10 protein-coding genes are annotated in these 15,236 nt (G+C 72.7%); 5 read left to right on the forward strand and 5 right to left on the reverse strand.

The annotated features are described in order from the left end of the window. Positions 1-100 precede the first annotated feature (100 nt). From POL72_RS49770 to POL72_RS49790, 5 genes are all read left to right on the forward strand, one after another. On the forward strand, positions 101-2,599 hold the full coding sequence (locus POL72_RS49770; RefSeq protein ID WP_272104442.1) for a beta-glucosidase family protein: 2,499 nt from the start codon (positions 101-103) through the stop codon (positions 2,597-2,599). 353 nt (positions 2,600-2,952) lie between these two features. Continuing rightward, positions 2,953-4,716, forward strand: a complete 1,764-nt coding sequence (locus tag POL72_RS49775) for a serine/threonine-protein kinase (RefSeq protein WP_272104444.1) — start codon at positions 2,953-2,955, stop codon at positions 4,714-4,716. Between the two features lie 1,092 nt (positions 4,717-5,808). Beyond that, positions 5,809-6,774, forward strand: coding sequence for a tetratricopeptide repeat protein (locus tag POL72_RS49780; RefSeq protein WP_272104445.1), 966 nt, complete (start codon positions 5,809-5,811; stop codon positions 6,772-6,774). Between the two features lie 125 nt (positions 6,775-6,899). Continuing rightward, complete coding sequence (locus POL72_RS49785; RefSeq protein ID WP_272104446.1) at positions 6,900-7,829, forward strand: alpha/beta hydrolase; 930 nt, start codon at positions 6,900-6,902, stop codon at positions 7,827-7,829. Further along, on the forward strand, positions 7,826-9,244 hold the full coding sequence (locus POL72_RS49790) for a pyridoxal phosphate-dependent decarboxylase family protein (protein ID WP_272104447.1): 1,419 nt from the start codon (positions 7,826-7,828) through the stop codon (positions 9,242-9,244). The genes POL72_RS49785 and POL72_RS49790 overlap by 4 nt, the downstream gene beginning before the upstream one ends. A 42-nt stretch (positions 9,245-9,286) precedes the next feature. Here the strand turns inward: POL72_RS49790 and POL72_RS49795 are convergent, their stop codons facing one another. From POL72_RS49795 to POL72_RS49815, 5 genes are all read right to left on the reverse strand, one after another. After that, positions 9,287-9,877, reverse strand: a complete 591-nt coding sequence (locus POL72_RS49795) for a PDZ domain-containing protein (protein WP_272104449.1) — start codon at positions 9,875-9,877, stop codon at positions 9,287-9,289. A gap of 312 nt (positions 9,878-10,189) precedes the next feature. Beyond that, the gene (locus tag POL72_RS49800; protein WP_272104451.1) at positions 10,190-11,794 is read right to left on the reverse strand and encodes an FAD-binding oxidoreductase; all 1,605 of its coding nucleotides are present in this window, start codon (positions 11,792-11,794) and stop codon (positions 10,190-10,192) included. Between the two features lie 199 nt (positions 11,795-11,993). After that, positions 11,994-12,155: a hypothetical protein gene (locus POL72_RS49805; RefSeq protein ID WP_272104452.1), complete on the reverse strand. Its 162-nt coding sequence runs from the start codon at positions 12,153-12,155 to the stop codon at positions 11,994-11,996. 111 nt (positions 12,156-12,266) lie between these two features. After that, complete coding sequence (locus POL72_RS49810; protein ID WP_272104454.1) at positions 12,267-13,826, reverse strand: SulP family inorganic anion transporter; 1,560 nt, start codon at positions 13,824-13,826, stop codon at positions 12,267-12,269. Positions 13,827-13,933: 107 nt separating this feature from the next. Beyond that, positions 13,934-14,602: a carbonic anhydrase gene (locus POL72_RS49815; RefSeq protein WP_272104456.1), complete on the reverse strand. Its 669-nt coding sequence runs from the start codon at positions 14,600-14,602 to the stop codon at positions 13,934-13,936. Between the last annotated feature and the right edge of the window lie 634 nt (positions 14,603-15,236).

Below are 15,236 nucleotides of genomic sequence, written 5' to 3' on the forward strand. Positions count from 1 at the left end.
GGCCGTCACGCTCCTGTGGACCCTGTGTTTCCTCGACCGTGGTAGCACTGTGCTCGGCGCCGCCTCCGTCTGCGGCGCCTCCGCGCATCCAGGAGGGTCCATGGCCGTCGCCGACTCGCACGCTGCTCGTCCCCAGAAGACCGATCACCTGCCCGAGGCCGTCGAACGGCGGGTGGCGGACGCCCTCGCCGCGCTGTCGCTGGAGCAGAAGGTCCGCCTGCTCACCGGCGCCGACTTCTGGAGCACGCACCCCGAGCCCGCGATCGGCCTGCGCCGCGTGGTCGTCTCGGATGGCCCGGTCGGCGTGCGCGGCGAGCGCTGGGACGAGCGCGATCCCTCGGTGTGCCTCCCTTCCTCCACCGCCCTCGCGGCCACATGGGACGAGGGCTTGCTGGAGCGCGTCGGCGCCGCGCTGGCGTCGGAGGCGCGGCGCAAGGGCGTCGACGTCGTCCTGGGGCCGACCGTCAACCTGCACCGCAGCCCGCTCGGCGGCAGGCACTTCGAGTGCTTCTCGGAAGATCCCCTGCTGACCGGCCGGCTCGGCGCCGCCTACGTCCGAGGGCTGCAGGCCCACGGCGTCGGCGCCACGCCCAAGCACTACGTCGCCAACGACTCGGAGACCGAGCGGTTCACGGTCGACGTCCGGGTCGATGAGCGCACGCTGCGCGAGCTCTACCTCGCGCCCTTCGAGCGGATGATCACCGGCGCGGGCGCGTGGCTCGTGATGGCCTCGTACAACGCCGTCAACGGGGTGACCCTGACCGAGAGCGCGCTGCTCGCGTCGCCGCTCGAGGACGAGTGGGGCTTCGACGGCGTCGTGGTCTCCGACTGGACCGCGACCCGCTCCACCGAGGCCGCGGCGCGCGCGGCGCTGGACCTCGCCATGCCGGGCCCGGGAGGGCCGTGGGGCGCGGCGCTCGTCGCCGCCGTCCGCCGCGGCGCGGTGCCCGAGAAGGCCATCGACGACAAGGTCCGCCGCCTGCTGCGCCTCGCCGCCCGGGTCGGCGCCCTCGAGGGCGTCGCGCCGGCCGCCCCCGTCCCGGCCCCGCTCTCGGGCGCCGAGGCCGGGGCGCTCGCTCGCGAGGCCGCCGCGGCCGGCATGGTGCTCGTGCGCAACCAGGGCGACGCGCTCCCCCTCGACGCGGCCAGCTTGCGGCGCATCGCCGTGATCGGCCCCAACGCCGCGGCCGGGCGGATCCAGGGCGGCGGCAGCGCCAGCGTCCACCCGCACTACGCGGTCTCGCCGCTCGACGGGCTGCGCGCCGCGCTCGGCCGGCGCGCCGACGTGCTCCACGCCGTCGGCACCCGCATCCACGAAGGGCTCGTGCCGGTGTCCGGAGACCAGGTCGTCGACCCCGTGAGCGGCCAGCACGGCGTCCACGTGCGGCTCCTCGACGCGAAGGGCGCCGTCCTGCACGAGGAGCACCGCGACGTCGGGCGCCTCACGTTCATCGGGGATCAGCGCGCGAACGAGGCCGCGACGATCGAGGTGACGGCGCGGTTCCGCGCCGCCGAGGCGGGGCTCCACCGGATCGGCGTGGCCGGCGTGGGCGTCTACCGCCTCACCGCCGGCGGGCAGGTCCTCTTCGACGAGGCCATCTTGCCGGACAAGGAAGACATCGCCGCGGCCCTGCTCGCCCCGCCGCAGCGGGCGGCAGAGCTGTCCCTGGCCGCCGGCCAGGAGGTCGATCTCGCCCTGACGCACACCGTCCCCGTGGGCACGCTGGCGGTGGCGTTCTCCCTGGGCGCCGAGGTGCCCGCGCTGTCCGACGAGGACGAGCTGGCGCGCGCCGTGGAACTCGCGCGCTCCGCCGACGTCGCGATCGTGGTCGTCGGCACCACCGAGGCGATCGAGAGCGAGGGCTTCGACCGGACCACGCTCGGGCTCCCCGGCCGCCAGGACGAGCTGATCAGCGCCGTCGCGGCCGTGAATCCCCGGACGATCGTGCTGGTGAACTCCGGCGGGCCGGTGACCATGCCCTGGCGCGACGAGGTGGCCGCTGTGCTCCTCACGTGGTTCCCGGGCCAGGAGTTCGGCGCCGCCGTCGCCGACGTGCTGCTCGGCGCCGTGGAGCCCGGCGGTCGCCTGCCCACGACCTGGCCCGCGCGCGTGGAGGACGTGCCCGTGCTCTCGACGAAGCCCGAGAACGGCAAGCTGGTCTATGCCGAGGGCCTGCACATCGGGTACCGCGCCTGGGCGCGCGCCGGCGTCGCCCCGGCCTACCCGTTCGGGCACGGCCTGGGCTACACGCGCTGGGAGATCCTCGACGTGGAAGCGCCGAGCGTCGCCGCCGGCGCGGCGGTCGAGGCGCGGGTGCGCGTGCGCAACGCCGGGGCGCGCCGCGGGCGCCACGTGGTCCAGCTCTACCTGTCGCGGCCGGACTCCGGGGTCGAGCGCCCCGCGCTCTGGCTGGCCGGCTTCGCGTCCGTCGAGGCCGAGCCCGATCAGTCCGTCGACGTCGCCGTCACCGTCGAGCCGCGGGCCTTCGCGCACTGGGCGGCGGGCCGATGGCAGGTGGAGGCCGGCGCGTACACGCTGCATGCGGGACACTCGGCCGCCGTCCTGACGAGACAGACCGCGGTGCACCTGCACGAGTGAGAGCGCAGCTGCGCGGCCCCGGGCGCTGCGCGCGCTCGCTGCGATCGATCCGACGATCCCCGGATCGAATCGATGAGCCCGGAGCGAGGCTTTGCCAAGGATCATGGCGGGCGCCTCGCCCCCCTCGTCATGCCTTGGTGCAAATTGCCTCAGCGTGACCGATGCGCGCGGCCGATTCCCCGCCGAAAAGGGGAGTCCGTGCTGGTCTTGTCGTGAGGGCGCGCGGGTGAGCGTCGAGCTCGCCGGCGTTTGCGCGCGCGACAGGACGTGGGCTCTGTGTTTCGCCGCGCAGGCGCCGGCGGAGGTGAGGAGACGGCTCCTGGTTCGCCGCTTGCTTTCCTGGAGGGCGACCCATGATGGACGAGCACCATGTCCCCGGCCAGAGCGGATGGCTCGCGCTCGCCGGGAGAGGCGATGAGAGCACGGGCGGCGTTTCGTCGAGCGTCCGTGGATCGCAGCGGGAGCGCGCCGTGGGCGAGGTCCTCGCGGGCAAGTACCAGATCGTGGGTCGGCTGGGCGCCGGGGGCATGGGCACGGTGTGGCGGGCGCGCAGCCTTTGGCTCGACGTCGACGTGGCGATCAAGGTGCTCCACGAGGAGCAGCTCGACGCCCACGCCGCCGAGCGGTTGCTCCGGGAGGCGCGCGCGACGGCGAAGCTCGGCCATCCGGCGATCGTGCGCGTGTTCGATTTCGGCGAGACCGACGCGGGCGAGCCGTTCCTGGTGATGGAGCTGCTCGAGGGCACGCCGCTCTCGAGCTGGATCGAGGCGAGGGGCCGGGTGCCGGCGGAGCAGGCAGTCCAGATGCTCTTGCCGGTCGCGTGTGCGCTCGCGACGGCCCACGCGCAGCGCATCGTCCATCGCGACATCAAGCCTGCCAACATCCTCATCGTGCCCGACGGCGCGGGCGGCCACGTCCCGAAGGTCGTCGACTTCGGCATCGCCAAGCTCGCCAACGCGGCGAGCCCTGCGATCACGCAGCGAGGGATGATCGTCGGCAGCCCGGAGTACATGTCGCCGGAGCAGGCCGACGGTCAGCTGGACGTCGGGGAGCAGACCGACGTCTGGGCGTTCAGCGTGGTGATGTACGAGCTCATCACCGGGCGGCGGCCGTTCAGCGGGGAGACGCTCAGCGCCGTGATCGTGTCGATCTTCAGCAAGGAGCCGGTGCCGACGACGGAGCTCGGCGCCGGCGACGAGGCGCTGTGGGCGATCCTCCGGCGCGGGCTGGCCAAGTCGCCGGCCGATCGATGGCCCAGCATGCGCGCGCTCGGCCGCGCCCTGGCCGCCTGGGCGATCGAGCGCGGGGTCACCGCGGACGTGGCGGGCACGTCGCTCGCTCACCAGTGGCTCGCGCGAGGGGCCGAGCCGCCGCTGGCGGCGGAGACGGCGGCCACGATCGCCGCGCCTGCGGGCGCGACCTCCGGGGCGGAGGCGGCGGCGCGGCGCCCGGCCGTCGCGCGGGAGGCGCCGGGCGCGCTGCCGACGCCGGCGGCCACGCCCATCGCGCGCCGGGGCAGCACCATCGAGATGCCCAAGGCATGGCGCGGAGCTCCGCTCGGGCTCACGCCCCCGCCGTGGCTCCAGAAGGCCCTCGTCGCCGGGGTCCTCGCCTTCGCCGCGCCTCTGGTCGTCGTCCTGGGGCTGGACGCGCGGGGTGGAAGGGCGAGCGCGGGCACCGCTCGAACGGCGGTCGTTGCGGCTGCTCCTGCCGTCGGCCTGGGCGCGTCGGAAGCGGTGCGGGGGACGGCGTCGGCTGCCTCCGCCATCGGCGTCGCGCCCCCCGATGCCGGCGCGCGGCGCGCGGCTGCTTCCGGGACGGCCGTGAGGGGCGCGCCGACGGACAGCGCGCCTCCCGAGCGGGACGAGCAGAGCGATCCTTGGGAGGGGCCGAGCGACCCATGGGACGAGCTGTTGCCGGCCCCGGTGGAGCCGCACGCCCAGGTGGCCGAGCCGCCTGGCCAGCGGATCGCTCCGCGCGCCCAGGTGGCCGAGCCGCGCGCTCAGGTGACCGAGCCGCGCGCTCGGGTGGCCGAGCCGCGCGCTCCGCGAGCTGCGTCCCCGCGTCCGCGGCCTGTCTCCACGTCCATGCCGCTGCCGGCGGCGCCCGACTTCTGAGGTGGTCATGCGCACTCCCGGGGTGAAGCTCCGTTGCCTTCGTGGTTCTGGCGATCTGCTGCTCCTCCTGGTCACGCTCGCCGCGGGGGCGCTCGGGCCGGGAGGCTGCTCCGTTCTCATCAGCGACGAGCTGTCCGACAAGGCCGACGAAACAGAGGGCGCCGGAGGGCTCGAGGACCAGACCGGCGACGGGCGTGGTGGGGGCGACGTCAACGGCAGCAGCGGCGAGGGCACGAGCCGCACCGCCGCGAGCAATGGAGGCAGCGGGAGCGCGAGCAGCGGAAGCGGCGCTGACCCGAGCAGCGGGAGCGGCGCTGGCCCGAGCAGCGGAAGCGGCGCTGGCGCGAGTGGTGCTGGCCCGAGCAGCGGAAGTAGTGCTGGCCCGAGCAGCGGAAGCGGCGCTGACCCGAGCAGCGGGAGCGGCGCTGACCCGAGCAGCGGGAGCGGCGCTGACCCGAGCAGCGGGAGCGGCGCTGGCGCGAGTGGTGCTGGCCCGAGCAGCGGAAGTGGCGCTGGCCCGAGCAGCGGAAGTGGGGCTGGCCCGAGCAGCGGAAGTGGGGCTGGCCCGAGCAGCGGGAGCGGCGCTGACCCGAGCAGCGGGAGCGGCGCTGGCCCGAGTGGCGCTGGGCCGAGCAGCGGGAGCGGCGCTGGCCCGAGTGGCGCTGGTCCGAGCAGCGGGAGTGGCGCTGGCCCGAGCAGCGGGAGCGGCGTTAGCCTGAGCAGCGGTGGAGGCGAGAGCGGAAGCGGCGTTGCCACGAGCAGCGGGAGCGGCGAGGGAGGCGAAGGTAGCGGGAGCGCCGAGGGCAGCGGAGGGGGCGCTGGCGCGAGCGGCGAGGGAGGCGAGGGCAGCGGAGGCGGTGCTGGCGCGAGCGGCGAGGGAAGCGCGAGCAGCGGGAGCGGCGCCGGAGGCGCCGGAGGCGCCGGACCGAGCAGCGGCCCAGGCAGCGAGGCGACCTGCAATGGCCATTTCGCCGATTGCGACGGGGACCCGGCGCACCATTGCGAGACCAACCTGTGGAACAACGACGCTCATTGCGGCGCCTGTGACAACAGATGCCCGGCCCGCACGAAGTGCCGGCAAGGAGAGTGCTTATGAGCGCGCGCCCTGCAGCGCGATCCGCACGGCTCGGCGTCGCGCTCGCCGCGGCCTTGCTCATGGCCGCGGTCCCGCTCCCCGCGTCCGCGCAGGACGCGGGCGATGTGGAGTCCGCGCGCGCGCTGTTCGTCCAGGGGGCCAAGCTGGCGAAGCAGGGGCGCTGGGAGGAGGCGCGCGCGCTGTACGCAAGATCGCTCCAGATCAAGGCGGCTCCCCTCACGCGCTACAGCCTCGGCGTCGCGCAGAGGGAGACCGGGCACCTCGTCGAGGCGCTCGCCAGCTTTCGCACCTTCCTGGCCGAGCCGCCGACGCCGACGACCACGCCCTACGTCGGGCCGGCGCGCGAGGCGGTCGCGGCGCTCGAAGGGCGCATCGGCCGAGCGACGATCGCCGTCAAGCCTGCCGAGATCGACGGGCTTGCGCTGGCCGTGGATGGGCGGCCGCTTCGCGCGGCGCCTGGGCAGGTCATCGAGCTGGACCCGGGCGCTCACGAGATCTCCGCGAGCGCCCCAGGGTTCCGCGCTGCGGTCGCCCGGTTCAGCGTCGGCGCGGGCAGCTCGGTCGAGGTCCCGATCGCCCTGGCGCGAGCCACGACCGAGACGAGGCACGCCTCGGCTGCCGGGGGCGCTCTGCCTCCTGTGGCCGGCGCTGCCGATGCATCGTCGAGCCGGACGCTCCCGTTCGTCGTTCTGGGCGCGGGCGGCGCGCTCTTCGCCGGCGGAGCCATCCTCGGGCTCTCGGGCGTGAGGCAGGCGAGCGATGCCCGCTCGAGCTCGGGCGCGGACGCGGGCGCCGCGCGGGCCAAGGGGATCGCCGGCGACGTCCTCGGCGTCGCCGGTGTCGCGACCGTGGGCGTCGGGCTCTACCTGCTGCTGAAGGAGCCCGCGCCGAGCACGCCCAAGGCGGGCTCCGTGACGCCATGGCTGAGCGCGTCCGGCGCGGGCATCGAGGTGCGGCTCTGAGGCCGCGCGGCCCGCGCCGAGCCCACCGCGGCGGCGAGCGCTCGACGCCAGGACGGGGAAAAGACGCAAAATAGAGGCGGCGAGGGAACTTCCCGGCGGAAGCGAGGACATGGTACTGCGCGCCCATGCGCTCGCTCGTGACGGTGCTGTCCCTGGCCGCGCTCCTGGCCGCGGGCGCATCCGCCTCGGCCAACGGCGACGGGACCAGCCCGCCCCCTGCGGCCGCGCCCGCGGCGAGCGCTCCTCCTGCGGCCGCGCCCGCGGCGAGCGCTCCTCCTGCGGCAGCGCCCACGGCGAGCGCGCCCGCGTCCCCGCAGGACGCGGCGGCGGCGCGCTGGTGTGCGCCGGAGCTCGCGTCGCTGCCCGGTGAGGTCTGCGCGTTCCTGCCGGCCAGGGAGGCGCCTGGCCCCCGGGTGCTCGTGATCTTCCTGCACGGCGTCGTTCAGCCCGATTCTGGGTGGCAGTGGGCGCAGCAGCGGGGCGCGGCGCGGGCCGGCGCCCGGCACGGGGTCGCCGTGATGATGCCCCGCGGCCGGCGCGGGATCGGTCCGAAGACCATGGAAGACTGGTGGTGCTGGCCCACCGCCTCCGCCGCGCAGACGGCCCACGAGGACGCCCTGATCGCCGAGTGGGACGCGGCGCGCGCGGAGCTCGAGCGGCGCGCGGGCGGGCGCTTCGAGCGGGTGCTCGTGTTCGGCTTCTCGAACGGGGCGTACTACGCGACGTCGCTGGCGATGCGCGGGCGGCTGCCGGTCGACGGCTACGCGGCGTTCGCGGGCGGATCGGGCGCGCGCTACCTGCAGCGGGCGGGCGCGCAGACGAAGCTGCGCGCGCCGGTCTTCGTCGGCTGGGGAGGGAAGGACCCGGCGCACCAGGACCAGGTGGCGCTCGCGAAGATGCTCCGCAGGCTCAAGTGGCCCTCGAGGTCGCTCGGCAAGCCGCGCGCGGGGCACGCGATGACCGACGAGCAGGTCGACCAGGCGTTCGCGTTCCTGAGCGGCAGGCGAGGCGGCGACAAGGCGCCCGGCAGAGGGCGCGGAGCTGGATCGCGATGAAGGACGCGCTGACGACCGCGCTCTCCCCCGATTTCCTCGAGCGCGAGGCGGCCCGCCTGGGCGCGCTGCTCGCGGATCACGTGCGCAGGGCGCAGCGCCGGGAAGGGCCGGTGCTGGTGCAGCGATCGATCGAGGAGATCCTCGCCGCGCTCGACTTCGATCGCACGGTCGCGCACGGCGGCGCGGATCTCGCCGCCCTCGTCGCCACCGTCCTCGACAACAGCAACCGGCTGCACCATCCCCGCTACTTCGGTCACCAGGTGGCCGTGCCGATGCTGTCGTCGTCGCTCGCCGACCTCGTGCACGGCGTCCTCAACAACGGCATGGCCGTCTACGAGATGGGGCCGGCCGGGACCGCGATCGAGCGCGGGCTCCTCCGCTGGATGCGGGGCAAGATCGGTTGGGGCGCCGAGGGGGACGGCGTCATCACCCACGGCGGGAGCCTGGGCAACCTGAGCGCGCTGCTCGCGTGCAGGGAGCGCGTCGCCCCGGGGAGCTTCAAGGCGGGCGTCCCGCCCGGCCTCGTCCTGCTCGCCTCCGAGGCGGCGCATTATTCCGTCGCGCGCGCCGCCGCCATCATGGGCCTCGGCGGCGATGCCGTCGTGAAGGTCGCCGTGGACGACGCGCTGCGGATCGTCCCGGGGGCGCTCTCGCGGGCGTACGAGGAGGTGAAGCGGGCGGGCAAGCGGGTGCTCGCCGTGGTGGCCAACGCGGGCGCGACGCCGAACGGGGCCTTCGACCCGCTGCGGGAGATCGGCGCGTTCTGCCGGCGGGAGGGGCTCTGGCTCCACGTCGACGGCGCCCACGGCGCGGCGGCGCGCTTCACCGAACGCTACCGGGACCTCCTCGACGGCGTCGAGCTCGCCGACTCGCTGGTCTGCGACATGCACAAGATGCTCGGCACATCGACGCTGGCCTGCGCGGTCCTCGTCAAGGATCCCGCCGCGCTCGCCGGCACCTACGAGCAGTACGCGCCGTACCTGCACGGCGAGGACGAGCGGCAGGGCGTCGATCTGTCCAAGCTCACGTTCGAGTGCACGAAGGCGCAGCTGTCGCTCAAGCTGTTCTTCAACCTCGCCCTCGTCGGCGAGGCGGGCATGTCCGCGCACGTCGAGCGCCTCTTCGACGCCGCCCGGCGCTTCCACGGCCTCCTCGCGCGCCGGCCGGCGTTCGAGTGCTTCGGCGCCCCGCAGGCCAACATCCTCTGCTTCCGTGTCGGCCGCGACTCGGCCGTACAGGATCGCGTCCGGCGGCAGATCGTGGAGGAGGGGAGCTTCTACATCACGCGCACCACGCTGCGCGGCGAGTCGTGGCTGCGCCTCGTCATCATGAACCCGCAGACGACGGACGGGGACATCGAGGCGCTCGCGGCGCGCATCGAGGCGCTCGTCATCGACCGCGCGCCGCCGCCCTGACGACCACGCGCCGGGCCGCGTCCGCGGGCGGACGCGGGGCGGTCAGCCGCCGCCTCTGGCCCCGGTCGCCGCGGCCGACGGGGGCACCGGAGGGTCGCCGGCCGGCACCTGGAGCATCGCATAGTTGATCGTTGTCTCGTTGCGCAGCACGGTGAGCACCACCATGTCGCCGGGCACGCGGGCGCGCAGGTAGCTCTCCAGGCCTGCCAGCGAGTGGACTGGCTGCCCATCGACCGCGAGGATGACGTCGCCCGGCTCCAGCAGCGGGGATGTGAAGCTGCGGATATCCATGCTCGCGATCCTCGCGCCCTCCCCGGTGGTCGGCTGGATGGTGAGCAGCCAGGGCGCCGGCACGGAGGTGGCCGTCGGCGCGTGGCTCGACCGCTTGTCGCGCTTCTCTGGCCTTGCGATCGCCGCCGGGCTCGCCGGCGCGCCGGTGCGCTGCTGCGCGTCCTCGGTGCGCTGCTGCATGTCCTCGGCGCGCTGCTGCGAGGCCTCGACGCGCGGGCAGTCGCCGCGGCACGCGCTGACCGCCAGCGGGACGAGCGGCGTGAGCACCCCTGAGAGGCGTCGAACCCACCCGTACGCGCCGCGCGTCCGGAGGGGCTGATCCCGCTGTTGACTGCCATGCATGGCCCCGGCGTCCTCCGCGTGTCCTCTGCGCGTTCGCCACGCGTGCTCACGTGGCTCACGTCAGTTCACGTCGCTACACGTCGCTCACGTCGCCCACGTCGAGAACTGCAAGATCCCAACCACCGATTCCCCGCCGCTGTCCGGGCCGTTGTTCGGCGCGCGGCGAAGACCGGGGCGAGGCGGGCCCGGAGGGCGTTCTTCTCTCTATCTCGCTGCGCCCTCGCAATTCCGTCTCTCGCGAGCCCGAGCGGCGTCCTCGCGCCTTGAACTCACCGGAAAGCAGGGAGGGTGTCCGTCCCCGGCGCGCCGCGCTCATGGGCTGGCGGGCCGTGGCGCCGGGCCGAAGTGCGCGGGGAACACCCGCTCGAGGAACTCGTTGCGCAGGAGCCCGTCGGGATCGACGAGCCGCTTCAGGCGGACGAACTCCGGGAGCGCGTGCGCGTACATCGCCTGGAGGTGCTCCGCTGTCGCGTGGACGTTCTTCACCAGGTAGACGCGGCCGCCGAGCTCGAGCGCGCGCGCGCTGAGCTCGCTGAGGCGGAGGCGGAGCCGGTGGGCGCTCTCTTCCTCCGAGACCTCGAACGCGAGCGTCACCGCGAACCCGTCGGTCCCGTGGTTCGCCGAGAGGAGGAACTGGTCGCCCTGGATGTGGAGCACGTCGAGGAGGAGCGGCGGTATTCCGTCTCGGGTAGCGATCTCATCCACCTTGCCCAGGAAATCGACGAGCCGGCGCAGGCTGTCCTCCGGGGCGCGCGGGTCGTAAGGGATCATGAACGCTTGCTGCAGCGTGAGCATGGGCATCCCGAAGGTCTGCGCGATGCGCTTCGCGCGGACGTTGCCGTCCATGAAGAACAGGTAGCCCATGAGCTCATCGACGTACGGGCGTGAGACATCGAAGAGGAAGCGGTCGATGAGGGTCCAGAGGCCCCGGCTCACCACGGACGCGCGCATCAGCCACTCGATCGGGACGCGGAGCACGTGCCGGGGGCGATGGATCAGCAGCGGGCGGAGCTCGTGCGAGGTCCCCGGGACGTACCGCGACCGGAGGACCATGCCCTTGGTCCCCTCCAGGGTATGGAAGGCGATGGAGAAGAGCGCCTCCGGGATCCACCCGTCCTCGAGCGCGGTGCCTCCCTCGGACGGCAGGAGCTGCTCCGGGCGTGGGAGGAGCGCCGTCGCGAGCTCCTCGAGCGAGGTGCAGCGCGTCGCCTGGGTGACGACCCGGATCGGCGTCCCTGCCGGGGCGACGCGCGCGATGCGGTACGTGACATCGATCACCGCGCCGAGGTAGCCGAGCCCGCCGATCACCGCGTGGAACAGCGCGCTCGTCGCGTCATCGGGGCTGAGGGAGAGCAGCTGTCCGTCGAGGCGGAGGAGGGAGAGCCGCTCGACGTAGTGTCCCTCTTTGCTGGCGATGCCCGAGAAGCGCGAGAGGCAGTCCCCCGAGACCGTGCCTCCCGCGGTGGCGTGGCTCGTCGAGACGACCGTGTAGGGCACGAAGCCGCGGGCGGCGAGCTCGCGGGCGATGGCTCCCCAGGTGGCGCCGGCGCCCACGGTCATCCGCGCTCGTTGCGTGTCGATCTCGATGGATCTGAAGTGGTGCATCGAGATCACGATGTCGTCGTTCAGCGCCTGGCCGTCGAACGACTGGCCTCCGGCGCGGAACGTGATCCTGCGCCCTGTCCGCTTCGCCATGCGGAAGAGCACCCTGAGCTCCTCGACCGACGCCGGGAAGTACACGTCTCCGCACGATCGTTGCAGCCCGCTGTAGCCCTGGAGCGAGAAGAGCGGTCTCCGTCGGATCTCGTCGATCCGTGGCGCCAGCGGCGCTTCCCCGACGTGGGCGAGCCCGGCGCTGCCGCGTTCGTCTTCGCGAGGGGAGCCCGAGGGCGCCCCGCCGATGAATCGAGCGACCATGTTCAACCCGACGGCTGGCAGCAATGAACCTCGCCCGTCGTCCTGGCCCAATCGGGAGCAGCGCGCATCCCACCAGCTTCGCTCGAGCCGCCCCGGCCGGCCAAATTAGCCGCTGTTTTCGCGTTTCAGCGGTAGCTCCCCGGGCCCGAGGCGCTAACCAAGCTCGTACCAACGTGAACGTTTACGTGGTCGTGGTCGTTTACGTGGTCGTGGTCGTGGTCGTGGTCGTGGTCGTGGTCGTGGTCGTCAACGGTAAGCCGTGAACGACCACGACCACGACCACGACCACGTAAACGTTCACGTAAACGACCACGTAAACGTTCACGTAAACGACCACGTAAACGTTCACGTAAACGACCACGTAAACGTTGAGAGGTGGGAGAACGCGGCGCGAAGCGTTGGTTAACGCGTAAGAGCCCCCGGGGAGGGGGCTCTTACGCGGGGCGCCGACGGGCAGGTATCCGAGTGTCGCTCAGAACCCGCGGAGCTCGACGTGGATGTTGCGCCGGTGCGCCGACTGCTGGAAGCGCCGGAGGAGCTCTGCGACGTCATGGTCGATGTAGGAAACCCCCTGGGCGTCCACGACCACGTGGGTGTCGCTCGGCAGCCGCTCGAGCAGCGTGACGAGCTTGCCCTGGGTGAAGAAGTAGGCCGCCTTGTTGAACCGGATGGTCACCCGGGCCCCCTCGTGGATCACGTCGAAGACCCGGGACATCTGGGTCCTCAGCACGAAGAGGACGCCGACCGCCAGGCCGATCGCGATGCCCTTCAGGAGATCGGTCAGCACGATGGCCACGATCGTCACCACGAACGGGATGAAGTGGTTCCAGCCGAGCTGGCGCATCTCGGCGAAGATCTTGGGCTTGGCCAGCTTGTAGCCGGTCACGAGCAGGATCGTCGCGAGGCACGCGAGCGGGATGCGCGAGAGCAGCCCCGCGGCGAAGACCACCGCGAGCAGCAGGAGCGCGCCGTGCGTGAAGGCGGAGAGCCGCGTCCGCGCGCCGGCGTTCGTGTTGGCGCTGCTGCGGACGATGACCGACGTGACCGGGAGACCGCCGGCGAACCCGGAGAGCATGTTGGCGAGCCCCTGCGCGACGAGCTCCCGGTTCGGCGGCGACTTGCGGTGCCACGGATCGATCCGATCCACCGCCTCCAGGTTGAGCAGCGTCTCGAGGCTCGCCACGATCGCGAGCGTCACGCCCAGCACCCACACCTCGGGCCGCAGCATCGCCGATAAGTCCGGGAGCTGGAGCGCGCTGACCAGGTCGCCCGTGGGCAGCGTCACGAGGTGCTTCTGCTCGAGGGCGAGGGACGGGATCGCCGCCTTGAACAGCTCGTTGCCGAGCGTCGCGACGAGCACGGCCACGAGGGGCGCGGGGAGCCAGGAGATCTTCGCGAGGCGCGACTTCTCCCACCCGACCAGGATGGCGAGGCAGACGGCGCTGAGGAGGAACGCGCCCCACTCGATGGCCTGCGCCGCCTGGCCGATCATCGTGAAGGTGTTGCCGCCGTCGGCCTTGAACGACTCGGAGGCGAAGTTGTCCTTGTCGAAGCCGACGGCGTGGGGGAGCTGCTTCAGGATGAGCAGGACGCCGATGGCCGCGAGCATCCCCTTGATGACCGAGGAGGGGAAGAAATGGCTGATCGCGCCCGCCCTCAGCAGGCCGAGCCCGAGCTGAAGGACGCCGCCGATCACCACGGCCATCGCGAACGCCTGGAAGCTCTGCAGGCTGGTGATGCCCGCGAGCACGATGGCGGCGAGCCCCGCCGCCGGGCCGCTCACGCTGAGCTGAGCGCGGCTCACGAGCGGGATGACGAGCCCGCCCACGATGCCGGCCACGATGCCGGAGAGGAGCGGGGCCCCCGACGCGAGCGCGATGCCCAGGCAGAGCGGCAGGGCGACGAGGAAGACGACGAGGCCGGCCGGGATGTCGTACTTGAGGTTCGCGATGAGGCGCGGATCGAGCGGCGGCGCGCTCTCCGCGGGCGGTGATTCCCGGCTCGCACCCGGGCTCTCGGAGCTAAGCGCCACGGCGCCGGCGGGATTCACCCCCGCGCCTGCATGGATAGGATTCGGAAGCTGCATCGAACGGGCCCTCTCAATTCGAGTTAAGACGTGGATCGGTGTCGAACAGGCGCTCAGATGGCCCGCCGGTAGACCGCTGTCTCCGGCAGCGCCGACGGGGGCGCCGCGTCACCGATCGGCCCGAACTGGCCGGTCGAAGCCTCGAATTGAAAGACCTGTCCGGTCTCGATCTTGAAGACCCAGGCGTAGAGAGAGAGCTCGCCGCGCGCGAGCCGCGCGCGGATCGTCGGGTGCGTCCGGAGGTTCTCGATCTGGGCGAGCACGTTCTCCTCCACCGTGATCGTCAGCCGATCCTCCCCCTCGATGTGCGGGTAGTTCTCCTGCACCAGGCGGCGCGTCAGCTCCGCGTGCTGGAGCCACGATTTGACCGCCGGCAGCTCGTCGAGGCCCGAGGGATCGAGCAGCCCGCGCATCGCGCCGCAGAGCGTGTGACCGCAGACGATGATGTGCTTGACCCCGAGGTGCGCGGCCGCGAACTCGATCGCGGCGGCCTCGCTGCCGTTGCTGGCGCCGTACGGCGGCACGATGTTGCCGACGTTGCGCACGATGAAGATGTCGCCAGGCTGGGTCTGCGTGATGAGGTTCGGGTTGATGCGGCTGTCCGAGCACGTGATGAACAGCGCCTCGGGCCGCTGACCCCTCGCCAGGTGGCGGAAGAGGTCCTGATGTGTACCGCACACCTCGGCATGGAACTTGTGCAACCCGTCAGCGAGCTTCTGCATGGAATAAACCCTCTCGTTGGCCGCGCCGATCCGGCGCGGCAGCCGTCGTGAACACCTCCGATTCCAGCGACTCCGAGCCGGACCGCGAGCGGCCTCGGCCACGGAGCTAGCCTATCAGTTCAGGAAGCGTGGTGGAGGACGACGGAGGGGAGGGTGGGGGACGGGGGACGGGACGCGGACGGGCCGGAGATCGGCGACGAGGACGGCGCGCGGCGGCGCCGCGCCGGCGCGCGGCGCCGATCGGGAGGCGACGGAACGACGGGCCCCGTCGCGGACCGGCGGCTGCAAGGCCTCGAGCACACCGTCGTTCTCGCTGGCCCCGGTACGAAACGATCCCGAAACATCGGAGTTGCCGGCTTCGATGATGCTGATATTCGCCCGTCCCAGCGCAGTGGGGGCGAGGATCAGCAGGAAGAGCAGCGCGATCCGAGGGAAAAATGACCGGAGGGCCAGCATCGTTCGAGGAGTGACAGGCTGTCGGCCGCGGGAACCAGGGAGGCGCCCTGTCTATTCCCTAACCTGGCAGCGGTCTCGGTTCGTCGCAAGACGCAACGAGGTGCAGATCGTGTGGGGCAGAATGTCCCGCGCTGGGGCGGACGTCTCGCGCCTGAGCCAGCACGGCGCCACGTCCAAA

Source organism: Sorangium aterium, from assembly GCF_028368935.1.
GTDB lineage: Bacteria > Myxococcota_A > Polyangia > Polyangiales > Polyangiaceae > Sorangium > Sorangium atrum.